Annotated in this window: 15 protein-coding genes; 3 read left to right on the forward strand and 12 right to left on the reverse strand. The window is 71.5% G+C overall.

Features of this window, described 5'->3' with window-relative positions; translation table 11 throughout:
- Window positions 1-277: 277 nt before the first annotated feature.
- From IW245_RS03975 to IW245_RS03985, 3 genes are all read right to left on the reverse strand, one after another.
- A complete protein-coding gene (locus tag IW245_RS03975; RefSeq protein WP_197001839.1) occupies window positions 278-1,804 on the reverse strand; it encodes a CAP domain-containing protein in 1,527 nt (508 codons plus the stop codon).
- Between the two features lie 141 nt (window positions 1,805-1,945).
- Window positions 1,946-3,589: a M14 family metallopeptidase gene (locus IW245_RS03980; RefSeq protein WP_197001840.1), complete on the reverse strand. Its 1,644-nt coding sequence runs from the start codon at window positions 3,587-3,589 to the stop codon at window positions 1,946-1,948.
- 100 nt (window positions 3,590-3,689) lie between these two features.
- A complete protein-coding gene (locus IW245_RS03985) occupies window positions 3,690-4,826 on the reverse strand; it encodes an RNA ligase RtcB family protein (protein ID WP_197001841.1) in 1,137 nt (378 codons plus the stop codon).
- A 316-nt stretch (window positions 4,827-5,142) separates the two neighbouring features.
- Between IW245_RS03985 and IW245_RS03990 the strand changes: the two genes are divergently transcribed.
- Together IW245_RS03990 and IW245_RS03995 are read left to right on the forward strand one after the other, a co-directional pair.
- A complete protein-coding gene (locus IW245_RS03990; RefSeq protein ID WP_197001842.1) occupies window positions 5,143-6,831 on the forward strand; it encodes a ricin-type beta-trefoil lectin domain protein in 1,689 nt (562 codons plus the stop codon).
- A gap of 288 nt (window positions 6,832-7,119) precedes the next feature.
- The gene (locus IW245_RS03995) at window positions 7,120-8,343 is read left to right on the forward strand and encodes an ROK family protein (RefSeq protein ID WP_197001843.1); all 1,224 of its coding nucleotides are present in this window, start codon (window positions 7,120-7,122) and stop codon (window positions 8,341-8,343) included.
- Between the two features lie 68 nt (window positions 8,344-8,411).
- On the opposite strand, the gene IW245_RS04000 is transcribed toward IW245_RS03995, so the two are convergent.
- The 6 genes from IW245_RS04000 to IW245_RS04025 form a co-directional block, all read right to left on the reverse strand.
- Complete coding sequence (locus IW245_RS04000) at window positions 8,412-9,986, reverse strand: hypothetical protein (RefSeq protein WP_197001844.1); 1,575 nt, start codon at window positions 9,984-9,986, stop codon at window positions 8,412-8,414.
- Window positions 9,983-11,803, reverse strand: a complete 1,821-nt coding sequence (locus IW245_RS04005) for a hypothetical protein (protein ID WP_197001845.1) — start codon at window positions 11,801-11,803, stop codon at window positions 9,983-9,985. The genes IW245_RS04000 and IW245_RS04005 overlap by 4 nt, the downstream gene beginning before the upstream one ends.
- Before the next feature lie 63 nt (window positions 11,804-11,866).
- Window positions 11,867-12,682: an IclR family transcriptional regulator gene (locus IW245_RS41445; protein ID WP_197001846.1), complete on the reverse strand. Its 816-nt coding sequence runs from the start codon at window positions 12,680-12,682 to the stop codon at window positions 11,867-11,869.
- Window positions 12,683-12,754: 72 nt separating this feature from the next.
- The gene (locus IW245_RS04015) at window positions 12,755-13,600 is read right to left on the reverse strand and encodes a geranyl diphosphate 2-C-methyltransferase (RefSeq protein ID WP_231398647.1); all 846 of its coding nucleotides are present in this window, start codon (window positions 13,598-13,600) and stop codon (window positions 12,755-12,757) included.
- Window positions 13,601-13,619: 19 nt separating this feature from the next.
- Window positions 13,620-14,945 carry a family 2 encapsulin nanocompartment cargo protein terpene cyclase gene (locus IW245_RS04020; RefSeq protein ID WP_233473128.1) on the reverse strand — a complete coding sequence of 442 codons (1,326 nt, stop codon included), beginning with the start codon at window positions 14,943-14,945 and terminating at the stop codon, window positions 13,620-13,622.
- Window positions 14,946-14,984: 39 nt separating this feature from the next.
- Window positions 14,985-16,388 (reverse strand): family 2B encapsulin nanocompartment shell protein, encoded by a 1,404-nt coding sequence (locus IW245_RS04025; protein WP_197001847.1) that lies wholly within the window; start codon window positions 16,386-16,388, stop codon window positions 14,985-14,987.
- Between the two features lie 491 nt (window positions 16,389-16,879).
- Between IW245_RS04025 and IW245_RS04030 the strand changes: the two genes are divergently transcribed.
- The gene (locus IW245_RS04030; RefSeq protein ID WP_197001848.1) at window positions 16,880-19,645 is read left to right on the forward strand and encodes an AfsR/SARP family transcriptional regulator; all 2,766 of its coding nucleotides are present in this window, start codon (window positions 16,880-16,882) and stop codon (window positions 19,643-19,645) included.
- A gap of 143 nt (window positions 19,646-19,788) precedes the next feature.
- Here IW245_RS04030 and IW245_RS04035 read toward each other — a convergent pair whose 3' ends face one another.
- From IW245_RS04035 to IW245_RS04045, 3 genes are read right to left on the reverse strand one after another with little or no spacing between them, the layout of a single operon-like run.
- On the reverse strand, window positions 19,789-20,634 hold the full coding sequence (locus IW245_RS04035) for a protein phosphatase 2C domain-containing protein (RefSeq protein WP_307788861.1): 846 nt from the start codon (window positions 20,632-20,634) through the stop codon (window positions 19,789-19,791).
- Window positions 20,583-20,867 (reverse strand): hypothetical protein, encoded by a 285-nt coding sequence (locus IW245_RS04040; protein WP_197001850.1) that lies wholly within the window; start codon window positions 20,865-20,867, stop codon window positions 20,583-20,585. Before IW245_RS04040 ends, IW245_RS04035 begins: the two co-directional genes overlap by 52 nt.
- The gene (locus tag IW245_RS04045) at window positions 20,864-21,238 is read right to left on the reverse strand and encodes a hypothetical protein (RefSeq protein WP_197001851.1); all 375 of its coding nucleotides are present in this window, start codon (window positions 21,236-21,238) and stop codon (window positions 20,864-20,866) included. The genes IW245_RS04040 and IW245_RS04045 overlap by 4 nt, the downstream gene beginning before the upstream one ends.
- Between the last annotated feature and the right edge of the window lie 15 nt (window positions 21,239-21,253).

A 21,253-nucleotide genomic window follows, 5' to 3' on the forward strand; every position in this document is an offset into this window, starting at 1 on the left:
GTGCCGCGCGCGGTCCACGGCCTGGCCGGTATGCATTTGCCCAGAGATCGGGCGACCGAAAAGGACAGACAGGCATGCCGGCGGCGGGAATGGTCGCGGGAGGATCGGCCGCTGACCAGCGCTGGCCGCACCGCGTTTCCTGGCCGGATCGGGTCAGGCGGCGCTGGACGTTGGAGCCCAGACATCCGATCACTGGGCAGCGAGAACCCCGGTGGCCCCATTGATCTCGGGCGCCACCGGGGCCAGGGAGAGGCGTGGGCCGCGGCCCACGCGGAGGTCACTTCGTGCCGAACATCTGCGTCCAGTAGTACCGGTAGGACCCGCCGGTCGCCCGGCCGACGCCCATCGCCGTGGACGCGCAGTTGAGAATGTTCGCCCGGTGCCCCGGCGAGTTCATCCACTGGTCCATCGTGCCCTTCGCCGTGGCGTTGCCCGCCGCGATGTTCTCCGCCGAGGGCGTCGGGTACCCGGCGGCCTTGGCCCGGTCCCACGGCGTCACACCATCGGGGGTGTTGTGCGCGAAGTAGCCGCGGGCCACCATGTCCGCGCTGTGGTCGGCGGCGGCCTTGGCGAGTCTCGTGTCGTACCGCACCGGTTGGCAGCCGGCCTCGGCGCGGCGTTGGTTGACCAGGGCGAGGACCTGCGCCTCCAGATCGCTGACGCCCGGCGGCCGGGTCGCGGCGACCGTCGGCGGCGCCTTCGTCGGCGACGGTGCGGGCGTCGGGCTGGCCATCGGGGTGGGGGAGGGGCCCGGTGCCGGGCTGACACTGGGGTTCGCCTCGGCCTCGGGCACCGGCACCGCACCGGCCTGCGACATAGCGTCCGTCCGGGGGCCGCCGGCGTTCAGCGCGTACGCCAGACCGCCGCCCACCAGCGCGAGCGCCGTCAGCGCGGCGACGCCGACCAGGAGCGCGCGGCCGGCCCGCCCGCGCCCGGCGGCCGGCCAACGGTCGGGAGCGGTGTCCGGCCACGGGCCCGGGGCGGTGCCAGGGGTCGTGCCCGCCCAGCCGGGTCGCTCCGCCCCGCCTGGGCCGATGTCCCCGGCGGCCCAGGCGGCCCCGGTGTCCGCGGCGGCATACAGCGCGGCGAGTATGTTCATCGACCGGACCCCGGCGCTGAGCGCGTGACACTCCGGACAACGGTCCACGTGCCGCCTGACGGCCACGGCCAGCGGCACGATCCGCACCCGACGGCGGTGCACCACGGCGTCCAGCGCCGGACAGCGCTCCGCGAGCCGGCCGAGGAGCCCCACCCACAACGCACTGCTGTACGCCCGATGGGCCTCGCGGGTGAGTGCCGTCGCCCGTCTGCGGCCGACGCCCAGGACCTCGCCGATGTCCGCGGCGGACAGCCTCCAGACTGCGGCGAGTTCCAGCACGGTCCGATGGTGGGGCGCGAGCCCGCGCAGCGCCGACCAGGCGAGCGAGAGCGCCTGCCGTTGCTCGGCCACACCTTCCGGACCGGCCCCCGGAACGCCGCCCGGGACGGACCGCAGAACGTGGTCCGGCGGTCGGGGCATCGCGAAGTCCAGCGGGAGGCCCGCGCGGCGGGCCGGGTCGAGGGCCCGGCGGTGGACGTCGCCCAGGAGCCACGCCATCACGGCGGACGGCAGGGGGAAATGTGCGGCCCTTTCCTGCCACGCTTGGCGGAACGTCTCGCGGACGATGTCGTCGGCGAGGCGCCGGTCTCCGGTCAGGCGGTGGACGAAGCCCACCATCGCCGGGTGGTGCCGGGTGTGGAGTTCCTCGAAGGCTGTCCGGTCCCCGGAGGACGCGGCGGCGGCCAGTGACGCGTCGGTCTGCATCTGGTACCTCTCGGCTCGTGCGGCCCGCCGAACACTACGTTCGGGGCGGGCCGCGGTGGCCTGGTCCAGCGCGGATTTAGGTACCAGCTAAGGAAGACTTGAGGTACGGGGCGGCCCGGCTGGCCGGACCGCCCCGGTGGATCAGAACTGCAGCGACCACACGTCGATCTTGCCGACGTCGTTGCTCGCCACGTCCTGGACCCGCAGCTTCCAGACCCCGTTCGCCGCGGCGGGCACCGTGGCCGAGTAGGTCTTGAGCACGTCGTCGGCCGAGTCGTTGTTCGGGAAGTCCTCCAGCACGACCACGGTGCCGTCCGGCTTGACCAGGCTGATCACCAGGTCGCCGCGGTAGGTGTGCTTGATGTCCACGTTCACCGACACCGACGTCGCGCCGGTGACCCCGGAGACCGTGATGGGGCTCTCCACCGTCGTGTTGTCGCTGATCGTCACGTCCGTGGTGTTCTCGAACCGCGGCCCGGGAGCGGTCCCGCAGTACTGCTGCTGCTTGCCGATCGCCCGGTAGGGGCAGTCGGCGTACTCGGCCAGCTTCAGCACCGCCTCCTTGTTCCGGGAGGTCTGCGCGGGGATCACCTCGTCGGGCGGGTAGAAGCCGCCGCCGCCGGAGGACGGGTACATCTCGAAGGTGTACGCGAAGATCTTCTGGTCGGCCCACAGCCAGTCGATGACGATCCCGTCGGCGATGTAGAGGTCACTGGCCTGCTCGGGCGTGTAGTTGTTCGTCGACGCCATCTGCTGGCCGATCGTGGCGAACGTGCTCCGCTGGTCGGGGTTCATCACCCCGTCGGTGTCGGCGGTCTGGTAGCCGTAGGGCCACAGCACCAGCTCGGAGTACGTGTGGAAGTCGATGGCGACCGAGATCTGCTGCTTTCCGCCGACCACCCGGGTCTTCACCCAGTCGGCGTACTTCTTCGTCTCCGGGGCGGAGAACGCCGACGGTCCGCGGTAGGTCTCGCTGGAGGTGCTGCTGGACGAGCCGCCGCAGCAGCCCCACTTGTACGGCCAGTTGCGGTTGAGGTCCGTGCCCACGTTCGACGAACCGGCGTTGGGCTGACGGTTCTTCCGCCAGGACCGGTAGGCGCCGGTGGCGATGTCGTACTCGCCGCCGTCGGGGTTCACGTCCGGCATGATCCAGAACTCGCGGCTGTTCACCAGGTCGGTGATCCGGGGGTCGGTGCCGTAGTTGTCGGCCAGCAGGTGCATCAGGTAGATGGCCATCTCGACGGTCAGGTGCTCGCGGGCGTGCTGGTGGGCGTTGAAGAGGATCTCCGGCTCGTCCTCGTCCACGTCCACGTTGTCGGAGATCTTGACCAGGATCAGGTCACGGCCCTCGTAGGAGGTGCCGTAGCTGAGCTTCTTGAAGATCGCGGGCTTGGCCGCCGCGAGATTGTTCACCTCCGTGGTCAGTTCGGCGTAGTCGTGGTAGTTGGAGTCGGCGGGCGGGAAGCCGGCCAGCCCGGGGGCGATCTCCTCGGCCTGGGGCGCCTTCTCGACGGTGAAGCCGAGCCGGCTGATCGCGGCGATCTCGGTTCGGGTCGCGGTGACGTAGACCCGGCCGTGCTCGACGTTGTCGACGGACGCGCCGGTCCGGGCGATCGCGTTCACGTCGGCGTTGGTCTTCGGGCCGGTCAGCACGTACTCGGCGGAGGGGTTGTCGTCGGACTGGCGAAGCGGATCCGCACCGGCGGGGTTCGCCATGGCCAGGCCGAGGACGAGGACGACGCTCGCCAGGAGCCAACGGGCCCGGCGGAGGAAGAGGGGTTTCATCGCGCCTCCAAGGGTGCAACGGTGGGAACCACTTCACACGCCCCAGAGGGTAAAAATCAATCAAAGTCGATATATTGGCAGGCTTGTGGCTGGTCCTGGCTCATCGGCGATCCCGGCGCCGACGTTGTTCGCGGCGCGGCTCGGACCCGAGATCCGCGGTCTTGTACGTGATCAGGGGAACCGTGGTGGCCACGGGCGTGGCGAGGGAGTGCTCGACGAGGTCGGCGATCACCTGCTCGATCCGCTTGTACGCCGTCGGCGCCTCCTCGAACAGCAACTGCCGGTCCCCGCACACCACCAGCGACCCCACCGGGGTGCGGCGCAGCTCCTCGACCGTGTGCTTGGCCCGGCCCCGGCGCAGCGCGTCGGCCCGGGACATCTTACGGCCGGCGCCATGCGCCACCGAGTGATTGGCGTCCGGCCCGGCGTGCGCGGCGACGAGATAGGAGGGTGTGCCACGGGTACCGGCGATGAGCACGTCGCGGCCGTCACCCGGCGCCGCCCCCTTCCGGTGCAGGTAGACGCCATCGCGGACCTCGACCAGGTTGTGGCACTGGTCGACGATCGGCTCCGTGGGCACGGCCCCGAGGGCGAGGGCGACCCGGGCGGCGATGAGCCGTCGGTTGAGCGATCCCCAGCGCACGGCCTGATCGTGCTCCACGAGATACGCGGCCGGATCCTCCGCCGGGCCCGCGCCGTGCACGTCGGTGTGCGCCCGCAGGATCCGCTCGCCGAGCCCGCGCGAGCCGCTGTGCACGATGAGGACGACGTCCCCGTCCGCCAGCCCCAGCCGGCCCGCGTGCCCGGGATCGAGGACGGTCCTGACCTGGGCGAGTTCCACGAAGTGATTGCCGCGCCCGACGGTGCCGAGACCGTCGAGATGGTCGGCGGGAATGTCGCCGTCCAGCACGTCCCAGGCCGGGTCGTCGGCGTCCGGCTCCTCGTCGAGGTCGGGGAACCGGGCGGCGAGCCGTTCGGGGACGACGCGCTTGAGTCTGATCGGGAACACGGCGATGCCGCAGCCGATGTCGGAACCCACCAGCAGCGGGTACAACACGGTCGACGCCATGGCCGCGCCGATGGGGGCGCCCTTGCCCGGGTGCAGGTCGGGCATCCCAGCGACGTGGACCATGCCGTCGAGGGCGGCCACCTGGTGGCACTGGTCGACGGCGTCGGACTCGATCCAGCTCGCGGGGGAGGCGAAGACGGTGACGGTGGCGGGGCGGTGCTCGGACAAGGAGGCTCCAGGGCAGGCTGATCGGACAACGGGGCGCGGCGCGGGGTGACCGGGCCGGGGCCGTGGGGAGGGGGCTGTCCGTCAGAACGTCATGGGCATACCTTGCCCTGGACCGGCCGGCGCGGGCAATCGGGTTTCCCCGAAACCGCTGGCCGGGCCGCGCGGCGCGGCGGCGGCTGTCCAGCGGGTGGCCTTCGTGTCTGCAAACGCCCTGTGATGCCGCGTGCAAGAAGCTGCTCTGAGATGGCCTTGTGCGCACAACTTATGTCAGTTATATATGTGACATACATAACTGCCATGCGTTAGGAGTCCCTCCATGAGACGCAGAGTCACCCGCCTCGTCGTCGCCATCGGCCTGATGTCGATGGTGATGACCGCGGTGCCGGCCTCGGCCGCACCGGTCTACCAGCCAGTGATCGCCGCCCCCTCGGTCACCGCCGCCAACGGCGCCAACCTGGCCCCCACCCCTCCCATGGGCTTCAACAACTGGGCCCGCTACACGTGCAACCTCAACGAGGCGCTGTTCGTCGCCACCGCCGACCGGCTGGTCTCCAGCGGGCTGGCGGCCAACGGATACCGCACCATCACCGTCGACGACTGCTGGATGACCGGAAGCCGTGACGCCGCGGGCAATCTGGTGACCAACAGTTCCCGGTTCCCGCACGGGATGAAGTGGCTGGCCGACTACGTCCACGGCAAGGGCCTGCAGTTCGGCATCTACGAGGACGCCGGCACATCCACCTGTGTGGGGCTGCCGGCAAGCTGGGGACACGAGCAGGCCGACGCGAACCTGTTCGCCTCGTTCGGCGTCGACTACGTCAAGCTCGACGGCTGCAACGTGCCGCCGGAGCCGGGCAAAACCCAGGAACAGACCTACCATGACGTCTACGCCAAGTGGAGTCAGGCGCTGGCCAACACCGGCCGCCGAATGGTGTTCTCCGAGTCGGCACCCGCCTACTTCTACATCGGAGTGTCCGACAAGCGCGACTGGTACAAGGTGCTGGAATGGACCCCGCAGTACGGCCAGCTGTGGCGGGAGGGCGACGACATGGGCCTCGCCGAGTACAGCGCGGCGACCCAGTGGAGCACCATCGTGCGCAACTACGACTACAACCTGCCGCTGGCCCGGTTCGCGGGACCGAACGCCTGGAACGATCCCGACTTCCTGATCCCCGGCTCGGGCATCACCCCGGACGAGGCCCGCAGCCAGATGAGCCTGTGGTCGATGATGGCCGCACCACTGATCCTGAGCACGGACGTGACCGCCCTCGGCGCCGCGGAGCTGGCCATCGTGGGCAACCCCGACGTGGTCGCCGTCGACCAGGACCCGCTCGGCGCGCAGGGGACGCTGGTCTCCCGCAACGGCAACACCGACATCCTCGCCCGGCAGCTGGCCAACGGCGACAGGGCGGTGGCGTTGTTCAACCGCGGCGGAAGTTCCGCGACCATCTCCACCACCACCGCGACCGTCGGACTACCCGGCGGCACCGGATGCACCTACGCGGTCAAGGACCTGTGGACCGGGCAGAGCAGCTCAGGCACCACGATCTCGGCCACCGTGCCCGCCCACGGTACCGCGATGTTCCGCGTCACCCCCGGCGCGACCTGCGCCGGCGCTCAGCCGACCGGCCAGATCACGGTCACCTCGGGCAAGTGCCTCGATGACACGGCGAGTGGCACCACCGACGGCACGCCGATCACCCTGTACACCTGCCATGGCGGAGCCAACCAGCGCTTCACGTTCCCCGGCGACGGCACTGCGCGCACGCTCGGCAAGTGCCTGACCGCGGCGGGCACCACCGACGGCGCCGCCATCACCCTGTCCACCTGCACCGGCAGCGCCACACAGTCGTGGTCGTACCGGCGCAACGGGAACCTCGTCAACGCCGCGTCCAACAAATGCCTGGACGTCTACGGCGGGGCGACCACCACTGACGGTGCCCGCCTGGCGGTCTGGGTCTGCGGCTACAACCAGCACAACCAGACCTGGTCCCTGCCCTCCTGATCTTCGGCGCGCCTGACCACAGGCGCGCCCCGAAGACCGGCACCCGGCCGGGTGACGATGTCCAGCGCGGACGTTGTCACCCGGCCCTTTCCTGTCCCCACCGACGACTCCGACACCGCCGCCCGCCCAGGGGCCCCGCCGCGGAGCCTGCGCATTGTCGTTGCCGTTGTTGTCGCGGTCACCCCCCGGCGGGCATCGAGCCAGGCGGAGGCGCAGGTCAGGGGTCGTGTAGTTTTCGTAATCGCATCAATAACCGGCAGGAAACTCACCCAAGGAGGGGCCGCCGCCGTGCCCGAGCCGCTGCCCGGCATCGCCAGGGATCAGACGATGTTGCGCCGCGTCAACGAGCTGAGCGTGTTGTCCGTGCTCCGCGACGGGGTGCCGCGGGTGTTGAGCGAGATCGCCGAGCGGACCGGCCTGTCCTGGCGCACCACCAGCGTGGTCACCGAGTCCCTGGAGCAGCACGGCTGGTTGGCCTCGGGCGACGCGGACGTCAAGCGGCCGGGGAGGCCGGCACGCCGGTACCGGTTCCTGGCCGAGGCCGGGCACGTGGCCGGCATCGACATCGGTGCGCACGCGATCGGCGTCTCCATCGCCGACCTGGCCGGGACGATCGTGGCCACCCACCGGGTGAAGGCGTCACCGCGGGACTCGGCCGACAAGCGACTGAACGCGACACAGGCCACCGTGCGTGCCGCGCTGGCCGCAGCCGGGCTCAGCGAAGCCGACGTGTGGTCCGCCGCGGTCGCGTCCACCGGCATCATCGCGCGCGACGGCATCGTGACCAAGTCCGTCGTCCTGCCCGGCTGGACCGGCCTGGACCTGGCCACACCCATGTCGGACCTGCTGGGCTGCCCGGTCACCGTGGCCAACGACTGCAACCTCGCGACCCTGGCCGAACGCTGGCGCGGCCACCACGCCGACACCATGATCTACCTCCTCACGGGCGTGCGGCTCGGTACCGGTCTGATCGTCTCCGGCCAGCTGCACCGCGGTTCCGCCGGCGCCGCCGGGGAGATCGGCGAGATCCGCGAACTCGGCTGGCACGACGCCGCCGAGCGGCTGGCCGCTGCGGCACCCGGACAGCACCGCGACCGCGACCGGGCCGCCGCACTCGTCTTCGCCGCCGCCCGCCACGACGACACGACCGCGGTGGCGGCCGTCGACCGGTTCGCCGCCGACGTCGCCGGTGGCCTGATCGCGATGACGCTGACGCTGGACCCCGATCTCGTCGTGATCGGCGGAAGCTTCGTGCACGCCGCGGACCTGCTACTACCGCGCCTGCGCCAGCACCTGGAACGCGCGTGCCCCCATCCGCCCAGGCTGGAAGCCTCCCAACTGGGTGACGAGGCGGTCGGACTCGGCGCGGTACGGCTGGCCCTGGACGCCGTCGAGACCCGCATCGCCAACCTCGACAGCACCATCCAGCTGTCACCTGCCGCGATCAGCGGCAACCGCCTCCTCCCGGCGTCGCCGGCGCAGGGAATTCCACGAACCCTTCCCAACGACTGATTCCGCGACACATTCCAGGGAGACAGCGCGGAAACGCCCCTAGGTGATCGCCGCTGGCCTTCGCGTCGTCAGCAGCGGTTCGGATCGATGGGATCGGGCTTGTGCACCGCCGCGCCGGGGTAGCTGAGCCGGACGAACTCGATCCGCCCCTGACAGGTGAGCCGGAGAATGGGGATCGCCTTGTTCACCGGGTTGCCGATCTCGTCGAAGGCGATCGGCCCGCTGGAACCGGACAGCGGACTGGAGGTGTTGATGTTGTACAGGCCGTTCTGCACGCCCCCGAGTTCCACGTTCTCCGGGTGCTCGACATTGCGCTGCACGGCCGCTGCGGCCGCCTTCACCGCGTCGTAGGCCATCATGGCCTGGCCGTCCTCCAGCATCGTGCGGTCGGTGTCGGTGAGCTCGGGGGTCTTGATCCCCATGGTGGACAGGAACGTCTCGAATCCCGCCGCCGCCGGGTTCGCCTGCTCGGGGCTCACCAGTCGGTCCCGGTTCCACACCTTCCACTGGTCGGGATGCGCGAGGCCGGTGTACACCAGCCGGACGGCGTTGCGCTTCATCGCCGAAATGATCTTGCCGTCCACCGGGTCGGCCGGGTTGAGGTGGATCTGGCTGGCGTCGTCGCCGCTGAGGACCGTGATGGTCCGCACCGGTCCGGTCGGGCCGTCCGTGCAGCTGCGGTCGTTGAAGGCGGCGAGCAGTTGGCGCAGCTGGGTGCCGCGGCCGGCGAAGTACACGCCGCGGTAGCCGCCGTTGCAGATCTCGTTGACCACGCCGGGCATCCGGTTGGCGACCGACTCGCGGTTGAACTTCGAGGGCTGGCTACCGGGCCGCAGCGCCTTGAAGTGGGCGACGAGGGTGCTGACGTAGTCGTCGTCGGCGTTGTCGTCGTGAACGAGAAGGACGTCCGGGCCCAGGTAGTTGAGGCCGGCGGCCATCTCGTCGTGGTTGGTGGGGGACACCCGTGCCAGGCCGTAGATGCCGCCCTTGTCCTTCAGGTCGACGTCCTTGCCGTCGGGGGTGACCTTGTCGGTGGGCCCGCCGCCGTGGATGTTGTCGGCGGTGATGACGGCCGCGACCATCGGGATCCCGTGCCGGGAGAGCTCACCCATCGCCGCCCGGGTCTGGGCCTTGCTCTGCCCCAGGCCGGCCACGGCGCGCAGCCTGCCCTGTTCGGCGAGCCTGACGAGCGTGGCCACCGGCCCCGCCCAGTGTTCGTTGCTCTCGCCGAAGTTCGCGATCAGCAGCCGGATCCTCGGCTTCGCCCCGCTCGCGTTGGCCTCGCGCTGGGCCGCCGCCGCGCCGAGCATCTCGTGCTGGATCGAGGCCAGGCTGAAGCTGCCGGTTTCGGCGGTCGGGATGGGCTGGGCGAACGCGATCGTGACCGCGTCCTTGTCCGTCACGTCGGCGTTCTGCCGGCGGATCGTCTCGGACACCCCGGCCAGGGTCGGGTGGAACACGAACCCGCCGTCGGTGACGCCCACGCAGGCCCGCTCGGGGCCGACGCGGTCGATGTCCGCGCCGCACTCCCCGCCTCTGGCCACCAGGATCCTGGTGACGACCACGACCGAGATCATGACGAGTACGCCCGCCACGCCGAGCAGCAGCTTCCGGCGGAGCGACCACGGAACATTGCCGGTCATCGGTTCTCCTCCTCGATGCGGCGGCCCAGGGCGAGCCCCCGGAATCTCTCCGCCTCGCCGAAGAACACCCCGTAGCCGTCGGGCCGCAGGCTCGCCAGTTCCTCGTACTCGTCGGCGATCGCGTCGAACAGGTCCGGACCGGACCGGACGAACGGGTCCGCGGCCAGCCAGTGCGCCGCCATCAGCCGGGCCACGATCAGTACCCGGTGCGGCTCGTCGGCCGCCCACCGCGACAGCTCGGCGACCCCGGAGATGTCGGCCGGCCGCCGGCGGCGGTGCGGTGCCAGCGTGATCCGCCGGACCAGGGCGATCCAGTCTGCGGGCGCCTTCGTGTCCAGCTCGGCCTCGACGGAGCACACGACCGGGCGGAGCCTGCCCAGGGCCAGCTCGTGGAAGCGGGCCGCGTCCGGCCGGGCCTGCGAGCCGTGCAGTGCCAGCAGCCGGGTGTGGGTCTTCTGCCAGCCGTCAGGGTCGTCGTCGCCGCGTGAGCGCAGCTGGACCAGCAGCAGGGCCCGCAGCCAGGGATGCAGCTGATCCTCCGCCAGCCAGAACCGTTCACTGAGCAGGGTACGGAGCTGACGGATCTGTCCGGCCGTGGCGTCGCGCAGTGCCGCGTTCAACGACGTCGGAGAGCAGTCCTCGGCCGCGGCGGCACTGATCAGCGCCGAACGCATCGACTCCGGGAAGTCGTCCAGGATCGTCTCCAGACTCCGCACCGCCGGGGAGTCCGGCAGCAACAGCCGCTCGGGATCGCCGTTGAGTTCCAGTAGGACGCTGACGGCGCCAGGGAGTCCGCCGGTCACGGCCAGGCCCGACCGGCGCGACAGGCCGGAGCGCTCGGCCCAGTCGGTGACCTCCCGTGCGGTGAGGTCACGCAACTCGACCGGGCAGAACCACGCGTGGCCCTGGCCGAGCCGGGAGTCGTCCCAGGTCAGTCGGTCGGGGTCGACCGGGGTCGCCAGGTTGAGGCGGTCGGGCCGGCGCCCGGTGGCCGCGGCCAGCAGCAGCTGGTCGGGTGGTTCGGCACCGACGGCGGACGCCCGCAGCCGCGCCAGCAGTCGGAGCAGATCGGTGCCGGCTCCGAGGTGGGCGTTGTCGAGCAGCGCGACGCTGGCCACCGTCCGGTCCGGGCCCCGGAAGACGTTGCCGTAGGCCGAGCGCAGGTCGGCGAGGAAGGCCCGGCCGAGAGCCTCGGTGGCCTCGTCCCGTTCGCGCTGGGTGCCGTCGTGCAGCTGCCGGTTGAGCTCGACGAGCCGGTCGGCGGCCGGCCCGTCGTCGCCCCACCAGCGTTTGCCGGGCGCCCGCCACAACCGCAGGGTCAGCTCGAAGGCGCTGAGCACCGCGTCGGGCACCGGGGCCGGGCCGGGCACCGCCGCCTGGAGCACCTGTCCGAGGAGCTGGCGTACGTCGGGCGGCAGGCGGCGGTAGCGCTTCACGCTGTCCAGCAGGGTGTGCACGGCCTGCCGGGCGGCGTCCTGGGTCAGCCCGGTCAGGTTGAGTTGCGCGGCGAGCTGCCCGATCAGAAATCTCGGGAACTTGAGCCGGCCCAGGCCCCGGTGCCCTTCGCTGAGTTGGAAGACGATCGCGCCCAACAGGCCGACGACGGAGTCGTTGCGGCGCGAGTCGAGGTCGAGGAACGCGCACGGCCAGCCGGACGCCAGCCGGCGCAGCTCGTGCAGCACCGCCGTCTTTCCGCTGCCCCGACGCCCGATGAGCAGCAGCAGCGGCAGGGGGCGGATCGGTCGCCGCCGGATGCCCCAGGCGGCGAAGGATTCGAGGATCGACGACCGGCCGTACAAGCGAATGTCAGGGGCCACACTGTCCATTGTGGTGATCTACGCCACAATCCTGCGCCGGTTGTCGGATTCTGCACTGTCGCGTCACCGATGCGGGGGAACCGGCGAGCCGCGTCGCGCATCGGGCGGGACACCGTCACCGGGAACACCGGCCATCGCCCGCCGCAGAGCCGTCGACGCCGTGTGCGCCACCCGCCGCAGGACCGGCTCGACGCTGGCGAAGCTGAAGGAGGCGCGCGGCCCGGCCACCCCGATCGCCGCGACCGGACCGCCGGGCGCGCTGTCGATCGTGGTGGCCATCCCGACCTGGTCCTCGGCGTGCTCGCCGTGGTCGTAGGCGACGCCCCGGGTGCGGATCGACGCCAACTCCACGGTCAGGTCGGCGGGGTCGGTGATGGTCCTGGTCGTGAACGCCGGAAGCGGGGTCGTGCCGAGGACCTGGTGGATGTCGTGATGGTGGGCCAGCAGCGCCTTGCCCATGGCGGTCGCGTGCGCCGGGGCGTGGTTGGCGAGTTGCGGCCTGCTCGTGCGGGTCTGGAGGTGTTCGAGGTGGAACACCATCGTGCCGCGCAGGACGGCGAGGCTCGCGGAGTGCCGGGTGTGGTGGAACAGCTCCATGACGTGCGGGGCGAGCACCGTGCGCAGGAGCGCGTGGGTGGGGGTGGCCGCGGCGTCCAGGAGGCGCCACGTGCGGTCGCTGATGTCGTACAGGTTGCCGTAGCGCACCACCGCGCCCTCGGCCGCCAGGGCCGTGACCAGGCGGTGCACCGTCGCTTTCGGGAGTTGGAGGAGACGGGACATCTCCGAGATGCCCAGCGGGCGGCCCTCGCGGAGGAGGCAGGTGGCGAGCCTGATGATCCTGCCGACGATGGAGGTGGTGGCGGTCGCACTGGTGGACACGTAGGGGATAACGACGGGAACGCCTTCCCGACGCGGGTCGGAGTCCTGAGTGGACTCCGACCCGGACATCGGTCAGATCCGGTCGGCGACGATCATCAGATAGTGGAAGCTGCCTTCCTTGTACGCCGTGAGGAACGACTCCTCGACCCCGGTGGCCACCGAGGACCGCGCACGCAGCTCCCAGTACGGGATGGTCAGTGCCGTGAGGTCGATGACCTCGATCGGGGCGAGACTGTTGGCCGCCATCGCCCGGAAGTACTCACCCCGGGAGTGCACGTTGCACGTGTAGCGCTCGTCGATCTGGATCACCGCCTTGGACCGGCCGCCGGTCAGGTCGTTCCAGCAACCGGTGACCGTGACGTAGCGCCCGCCGAAGGCCAGGGACCTGGAGTGCTCGGCGAACAGCTCGAACAGGTCGACGTACATCGTCGACTCGTTGTTCCACGCCGCACGCACCGAGCCGTCCGGCAGCCCGTTGTCGAGCATGTTGCGGAAGTGGAACCGGACCTGGTCGCCCACGCCGCGCTCAGCAGCCTGGGCGTTGGCGAAGTCCACCTGCTGCTGGGAGATCGACACCCCGTCGACCTGGCAGCCGAACCGCTGGTTCGCCATGAACGACGTGCCCCCGCGCCCCGACCCGGCGTCGAGCAGCCGGTCGGCCGGGCCGATGTCACCGAGATTGTCGAGCAGGAACGTGGACTGGGCGCTCTCCAGCCTGTGCAGCTCGGCGATCACCCGCTCCTCGCTGGGCGCGCTGTCCCCGAGCAGCGTCGGGTCGACGGCGCCGATCCCGTAGTGGTGGTGGAACAGGCCGTCCACCTCGCCGAGGCGGATGTTGACCGGGTCGCGTTCCTCGTCCCAGTACCGGGCGATCGAACGCTGGTAGGGGGTGCGCAGCACGGTGTCGGTCATGGTCATGATGTCCTCCTCGTACGGATCAGGCTTCGGAGTGGTACCGGCGGGTGGTGGCGTGCCATTCGCGGCTACCGCCGCACCATGCCCAGGTGTCGGCGAAGAACCGGCGCAGGTTCGGCGTGCCGACCAGACTGAGCGCGCCCGCCTCGGCGACGAAGCCGCGCATCAGCTCGTTGTGGATCTCGATCGTGCGGCGGATCGCCTCCTTCCGCGTGCAGCCCTCCTCCGCCACGATGGCCTCGGGCAGGCTGAGGTCGTCGTCGGCCTCCTTGCCGGCGGAGTTCAGGTCGTTGATCAGCACCGCGGCCAGACCGGCCATCGTGAACGCGCGGCGCACCCTCGGGTGGTAGAACTCCTCGGCCGACAGCTCGTAGCCGGCCAGCGCGTCGACGAGGATCATCGGCGGCAGATAACTGTTGTGGTGGCGGTGCACGAGGTACTCCCACACCGCCGGCCGCGCGCCGCTGACCCGCCAGCTCGCGTTCTGCCCGAGCGTGGTGAACAGGATCGCCATCTGGTGCTGGAACCGGCCCATCTGCGCGCCCGTCGTGTACCGGGCGAGGTTGCGCATCCCGGACCGGAAGGCCCGGGCGATCGGCTCGTCACGGACGAAGTCATCGAGCTGGGGCTGGTAGGCCCCGGGCAGCGCGGCGGGATCGACCATCCCGTAGATCAACCCCAGCCGGGCGCTGGTCAGCCGCGGGTCGGCTCCCATCTCCTCCTCGTCGAGGTAGTAGTCGTCGGCGGCCCACTCGGCCACGACCACCTGGGTGGCGGCCAACAACCGGTCAGGGTCGTCCACCGCCGGATGGGTGAGCATCATCAGCCGGCCGAAATTGCAGGACCGCAGGTGGTCGAGCCGACCGGCGTAGATGCCCATCTCCTCGGCCCAGATGACGAGCCGGTCGTTGACCAGCTCGCCGAGCGCCGGGTCGTCGCGGGCCGGACCGGGGCAGAACAGCTCCGGCAGGTCGTCGTCGCCCTTCGCCGCAGTCGCCCCGGTCGCGGGTTCCGGCTGGTTCGGCCTCAGCCAGGCGGCCGAGGTGCCCAGGCCGGTCGGCCGGCCGTGGAAGGCCGGGAACGGTATGGCCGTCCCCAGCCCGACCGCGGCCAGGTCGACCACCGGAGCCGGACCGACCGTGGCCAGGCCGACCGCCGGAGCCAGTCCGGCCGCGGCGAGATCGACCACCGGGGCGGCTCCCACGCCGGCCCCGGCGAGGCCCGCCGTGGCCGGCGTGGAGTCGCCGAGCAGATCGGCCAGGGTGGCCGACGGTGCCGAGCTGGTGTCGGACAACAGCGCCCGGGCGAGCGCGACCAGACTCTCGGTCGCGGGCGGGCGGGAAATCACGGGCAACGGGTACCTCCCTCGTGCGAGCGGCCGGGTCGGCTAGTCCTGCACGGCGCCGAGCTGGACGTCGTCGAGCACCCCGAGCGCGTCGGGCACCAGGATCGCCGCCGAGTAGTAGGCGCTGACCAGGTACGACATGATGGCCTGCTCGTTGATGCCCATGAACCGCACGTTCAGCCCCGGCTGGACCTCGTCCGGCAGCGGACCCGGCCGCAGCCCGATCACGCCCTGGTCCTCCTCGCCCGTCCGCATCACGAAGATCGAGGTGGTGCGGTTCCGGGTGATCGGGATCTTGCCGCACGGGTAGAGGGGCACGCCCCGCCAGGCGAGCTGTCGCTTGCCGTCGACCTCGACGTTGTCCGGGTAGATCCCGCGCTTGGTGCACTCGCGCAGGAACGCGGCGATCGCCTGCGGATGCGCGAAGAAGGCCCGCGAGTTGCGCCGCCGCGACAACAGCTCGTCGAGATCGTCGGGGGTCGGCGCGCCGCTGTGGGTGTGGATGCGCTGACGCAGGTCGGCGTTGGCCAGCAGGCCGAACTCGGGATTGTTGACCAGCTCGTACTCCTGGCGCTCGCGCAGCGCCTCGACGGTCAGCCGCAGCTGCTGCTCCAGCTGGTTCATCGGCTCGTTGTACAGGTCCGCGACCCGCGAGTGCACCCGCAGCACGGTCTGGGCCACGCTGAGCTCCAACTCGCGCGGCGCGAGCTCGTAGTCGACGAACGTGCTCGGCAGCACGGCCTCGCCGACGTGCCCGGCGGCCAGGTCGATCGCGGCCTCGCCGTGCCGGTTGGTGTTGGGGTCCACGGCGGCCAGCAGCCGGTCGACGTGCGCGCGCAGGGGCGGCGAGGCGGCCAAGACCTGGTCGAACTCCGCCCTGGGCAGCGCGAGGACCGTGACCTGGGTGCTGGCCTTGACGGTGTGCTCCCAGATGCCGGCGTCGTCGACGAGCACCCAGTCGCCGAAGTGGTCACCGCCGGCCAGCACGCCCAGGTTGGTCGGCGTGCCGTACTCGCCGACGCCGAGGCGGACCGCCTTGCCGTGCGCGATCAGGTACACCTGGTCGGCGGCGTGCCCGAACTCGACGATCACCTCGCCGGGACCGAAGTCCTGCCGGGTGAACCGGCCGGCCAGCGCCGTCAGCGTGTCGTGGTCGTCGAACCCGCGCAGCACCGGCAGCTCGCCGAGTTCCGCCGGGATGACCTGGATGTCGGAGCCGGAGTTGACGAAGGACACCTTGCCGTCGCCGACCGCGTACGTCAGGCGGCGGTTCACGCGGTAGGTGCCGCCGGGGACCTGGACCCACGGCAGTACCCGCAGCAGGTGGCGGGAGCTGATCTCCTGCATCTGGGGAACGGACTTGGTGGTCGTCGCCAGGTTGCGCGCGGCGGCCGTGCTGAGGCTGAGCTGGCGCTCCGCGGCCTCGGCGTCCGGGGTGATGGTCATGCGTCTCCTCTGGTGTGTGGGTGTTCCGGGAGCTGCCGCCAGCGATGCGGGCGCGGCGCGAGGCGCGGACATCCCCGGACGTCGATCGTGTGCCGTCCGGCGGGATGCCGCGTTCCACGGGGACAAGTCTCGCCAAGATGGCATTTCTCCAGCAACGAGGCGTTCCACGAGACGAAACGCCAGTGGCCGCCCCGAAGCGATCCGGGGCGGCCACACGTTGTGGGGTGGGGCGTCGGACCGGCCATGGCGGCCCGCCAACGGTCAGGTCGTGCCGCTCAGCCGGCCGGTCAGCCCGACGGGCACGGCGCCGAACGCGTAGCGGATGGTGCGGGGACGGCGTTGGGGACCGCCCCCGCACCGGACCACCGTCGCAGTGGCCGCTGCAACGGGGCCGCAACGGCGCTGGCGTGAGACTGCTCTCACCGCGGCCGGGGAACGCTTTCCAGCCTCCGGGACTCTGCACGTTCGACGACTCGGAGGGGGGAGCCGCGATGACCGCGTCCGCGCGGTACACGGTGCTGGGCCAGCTGCGCGCGTTCGACCCGGTGCGGGAGCTGGAGCTCGGCCCCCGCCGGCAACGCAGCGTCTTCGCGCAGCTGCTCCTGCGCGCCAACCGGGTGGTGTCCCGCGACGAGCTGGTCGACGGGGTGTGGGGCGGCCAACCCCCGCCGAGCGTGACCAACGTGGTGCAGACCTACGTCCGCCGGCTGCGCGGCGTGCTCGAACCCGACCGCCAGCCCCGCGAGCCGGCCAGGATCCTCACCTCCGTCGACGGCGGCTACCTGCTGCGGGTCGGCGCCGGCCAGCTCGACCTCGACGACTTCGACGGCGACGTGGCCGCCGCCCGCCGGCTCGGCCGGCTCGGCGACCGGGCCGGGGCGGCCGGCACCCTGCGGACCGCGCTCGACCGCTGGCTGGGCGTCCCGCTCGCGGACGTCACCGGCCCGTTCGTGGACGTCGAGCGGGCCCGGCTGGAGGAGCACCGGCTCGCAGCCTACGAGGAATGGGCCCAACTGGAGATCGACCTCGGCCGGCACTGCGACCTCATCGGCGAGCTGACCTCCGCCGCGGACCGGCACCCGCACCGCGAACGGCTGCTGGAACTGCTGATGCTCGCGCTGTACCGGTCGGGCCGCCAGACCGAGGCCCTCGCCGCGTACCGTGACGCGCACCGCCGGACCGCCGGCCTCCTCGGCCTGGACCCGGGGCCGGCACTCCAGGAACTGCACCGGTCGATCCTCGCCGCCGATCCGGCGCTGATCCCCACGCCCGCCGCGCTCGCCCAGCTGCCCCGCCCGCCCGCCGGGTTCGCCGGCCGGGAAACCGAACTCGCCGGGCTGGCCGGCGCGGCGGGGCCCGGCGCGCTGACCGTGGTCACCGGGCCGGCCGGCGTGGGCAAGACCGCCCTGGTGCTGCACTGGGCGCACCGGACAGCCGAGTTTCCCCAGGGCCGGCTCTTCGCCGACCTGCGCGGATTCGACCCGGCCGGCCCGGCGGACCCCGGACCGGTGCTGTACGGCTTCCTGCTCGCCCTCGGCGTCCCCGCCGAACGGATCCCGGCCGACCCGCACGCCCGGTCGGCGCTGTACAGGTCCCTGCTGGCCGACCGCCGGCTCCTCGTCGTCCTGGACAACGCCCGCGACGCCCGGCAGGTGCTGCCGCTGCTGCCCGGGGCCGGCGGGTCGGCGACCGTGGTGACCAGCCGCAACCGGCTGGACGCACTGACCGCCCGAGAGGGCGCCCGGCCGGTCCGGCTCGACGTGCTCGACCTCGCCGACGCACTCGCCCTGCTGGCCGACCCGGTCGGGGCCGACCGGATCGGTGCCGCCCCAGTCGACGCGCACGCCCTGGTCGAGCTGTGCGACCGGCTCCCGCTGGCGCTGCGGATCGCCGGCAGCCGGCTCGCCGAACACCCGCGGTGGCCGGTGGGCGCCGTCGTCGACGAACTGCGCTGCGAGCGGCGTCGCCTGGCGGCCCTCGCCGCCGAGGACGCCGGGGTCGCCGCGACCCTCTCCCTGAGCTACCGGGCCCTACCGGCCGAGACGGCCCGGCTGTTCCGACTACTGGGCCTGCACCCCGGCGCGGACGTGGACGCGTCGGCGGCCGGCGCGCTGCTCGGCGCGGCCCCAGCAGCCGGTGCCGCGGCCCTGCACGTGCTGGCCACGGCGCACCTGGTCGAGGAACGGTCCCCGGGACGGTACGCCCGGCACGACCTGGTCCGGCTGTACACCCGCCAGCTCGCCGCCACCGACCTGACCGCAGACGGGCGGACCCGGGCCACCGCCCGACTCCTCGACTACTACCTGGACACCACCCGCCGCACCCGGGCACACTGGCGACCCGACCAGCCGTGGCCGCCGGGCCTGGCGGTCGAGCACCCGCCGGCCGAGCCCCGGACGTTCGCCGATCGGGCGGCCATGATGGCCTGGTTCGACGCCGAGGACCGCACGCCCGGCGCACTGGTCGCCCTCGCCGCCGACGTGGGCGAACACGCCCGCGCCTGGTGGCTGGCCCGCGAACTGTGGCCATTCTTCTACGGCCGGCGCAACAGCGCCGAGTGGGCCGACACGCTGCGCACCGGGCTGGCCGCCGCCGGCGCGCTCGACGACGACCGGGGCCGGATGGCGATGCTCGGGCACCTCGGCACCGCGCTGAACGACCAGCGGTCCTTCGAGGAGTCCGTCGACTGCCACCGGCGGGCCTCGGCGTTGGCGCACCGGCTCGGTGACCGGGCCGCGGAGGCCGGCCTGCTGCTGAACCTGGGCGTGACGTACGCGCTGGCGGGCAGGCCGCACGACGCCGCCCGGCAGTACCAGCGGGTGGTGATCGCGGCCCGGGACCTCGGCGCGGACGCCCTGGCGGGCCGGGCGCTGGCCAACCTGGCGGAGGTGGCGCTGCGCCAGGACCGGCCCAGGGCCGCGTTGACGCACGTCGCCGACGCGCTCGCGGCCGCAGGCGAGGACGCGGTGTGGGGCCAGCGCGCCGACCTGCTGCTCTACCGGGGCCAGGCGCACCGGGCACTCGGCGAGCCCGGCCCGGCCGTCGAGGCGTTCCGGCACACCCTGGACGCGGCCCGGGCCAGCGGTCAGCGCCGCACCGAAGCCGAAGCGCTCTACGAGCTGGGTCTGCTGGAGCCGGCGGAGCGGGACCGGCACTGGCGGGCGGCGCAGACCTTGGCCGCCGAACTGGGTCTGCCCCTCGCGGCCGAGCTGGCGGCCCGCCTGGCTCCTGACAGGCCGAGGGGCCTGTTCGGATAGACCAGCGGGGCTACCATGCCTCGCGCTGGGCGGGGTCGCTGCCGGAGATGAGAACGCCGTCCCTGTAGAACTCTGGTACGAACACGTTCCGGGGATGCTCTGGAACGGTTCCAGTCAGTCAGGGGTGAGCGTTCCGGCGGACGTCACAGACCACTGAAGGTGGCATAGGCGATGGCTTTGTCGTCGTGGCGTTTGCTCCTGTGCCAGCGGCTGCCGTCTGGGTCGCTTTCCTCAGCTGCGTGGACCGCGTCGATGAGGGAGCGTGCTCCGCTCGTCTGGATCAGTTCGCGGGCGGCTTCCCAGGAGCCCGGTTGGCCGTGGCGGTCAATGCCGTCCGTCGCACCGTCTGAAGCGAGGAGGACGGCGGATACCTGATCGGATCTCCAACTGCGTCGAACGGCCTGATAGGCGGCTTCTGGCACTGCCTCGGCGATCCAGTAGCCGTCTGGCGTGTTGCGTGCCTGCCGTTCTGCTCGTTGAAGCTCGGCCATGAGCTGAACATGTCGGTCGTCGTAGCCGTTGCCCGCGAGGAAATGGCGGTTGATGGCCTCTCGCTGTTCCGTGGCGACGGCCGCTAACCGATTATCTGAGAGCACTTCGACAGATCCATCTTTCAGGTACACCACGGCGGCACTGTCGCCCAGGATGAGCACGTCAAGCGTGCCTGCTGTCCAACGCGCCAAGGTCACGGTGCTCGATGGTGCCCGCTGCGGCTGGAGTTCGGCCTCCATGGCCAGTGACGCAATTGCGTTTGCCACGATGTCAGCCAGGTCCCCGCTGTCCAGTTGATCGGCGATGCGCTTGCCCAGTTGTCCGGCATACCAGCCGCCGTCTGGCACGGATGGGTCAAAGGACGACGCGCCGTCCAGGAGCACGAGCCCTGATGAGGTCTCGAAAACGTGGTCCTGACAACGGCTGGTTGATCCGCTGCGGACCGCTATGTGTGTGCGCGTGGAGGGCACCTGACTTCGCTTCCCACGGAGAGCCACGCGACCTCGGTGTGTCCGCCGTGCCCGTGCACGCGCAACATGTCCTCCATCGAGTCGTACGAGCAGCTACTCGTCACCCCTGTCGTGGTGCCGATCCAGCGCAGCTCGATCCGGCCGTCGAACCACTGCACGCCGTGCGCGACGATGCCTGTGCCGCTGACTCCTGTGGGATCGGCCCAGCGGCGCAGGGCGAACGGACGCGGTGCGGGGATCGCCTCGACCGGCGCGCTCACGAGGTCACCCTCAGCAGTTCCCAGGCCTCCGGATAGCCGACATGGTCGAGCGGTACCACCATGTACGTCGAGTGCCTGTCGAGTTCCTGGTCGCCGTGGTCGGTGCGCAGACTGGTGACCGAGCCGCCGTGCAGAGTGAGCCGTGCCCATCCCCAGGACCCGCCCTCAACTGCCCAGTCCTCACCGTCGTGGCAGAGCTTGTAACCCTGCCCCAACTCCAGCCAGTACGGCTGTTCGCCGTCGCACTCGACCCGCAGACCGCCGACCATCCTGGCGCGGCACGTGTCGTAGTCGTACTCGGTGACCAGCCGGCCCAGGCTGCTCGCGGTCAGCCATGCGTGTGCGTTGAGGGCAGCGCCGTTGACGGTCATGCCGCAGCCTTCCCC

This window comes from Longispora fulva, from assembly GCF_015751905.1.
GTDB lineage: Bacteria > Actinomycetota > Actinomycetes > Mycobacteriales > Micromonosporaceae > Longispora > Longispora fulva.

Bases quoted from the DNA above. Each gene is read 5' to 3' on its own strand.
- IW245_RS03975 (WP_197001839.1), bottom strand. From the start codon at position 1,804: ATGCAGACCGACGCGTCACTGGCCGCCGCCGCGTCCTCCGGGGACCGG.
- IW245_RS03980 (WP_197001840.1), bottom strand. From the start codon at position 3,589: ATGAAACCCCTCTTCCTCCGCCGGGCCCGTTGGCTCCTGGCGAGCGTC.
- IW245_RS03990 (WP_197001842.1), top strand. From the start codon at position 5,143: ATGAGACGCAGAGTCACCCGCCTCGTCGTCGCCATCGGCCTGATGTCG.
- IW245_RS04000 (WP_197001844.1), bottom strand. From the start codon at position 9,986: ATGACCGGCAATGTTCCGTGGTCGCTCCGCCGGAAGCTGCTGCTCGGC.
- IW245_RS04015 (WP_231398647.1), bottom strand. From the start codon at position 13,600: ATGACCATGACCGACACCGTGCTGCGCACCCCCTACCAGCGTTCGATC.
- IW245_RS04025 (WP_197001847.1), bottom strand. From the start codon at position 16,388: ATGACCATCACCCCGGACGCCGAGGCCGCGGAGCGCCAGCTCAGCCTC.
- IW245_RS04030 (WP_197001848.1), top strand. From the start codon at position 16,880: ATGACCGCGTCCGCGCGGTACACGGTGCTGGGCCAGCTGCGCGCGTTC.
- IW245_RS04045 (WP_197001851.1), bottom strand. From the start codon at position 21,238: ATGACCGTCAACGGCGCTGCCCTCAACGCACACGCATGGCTGACCGCG.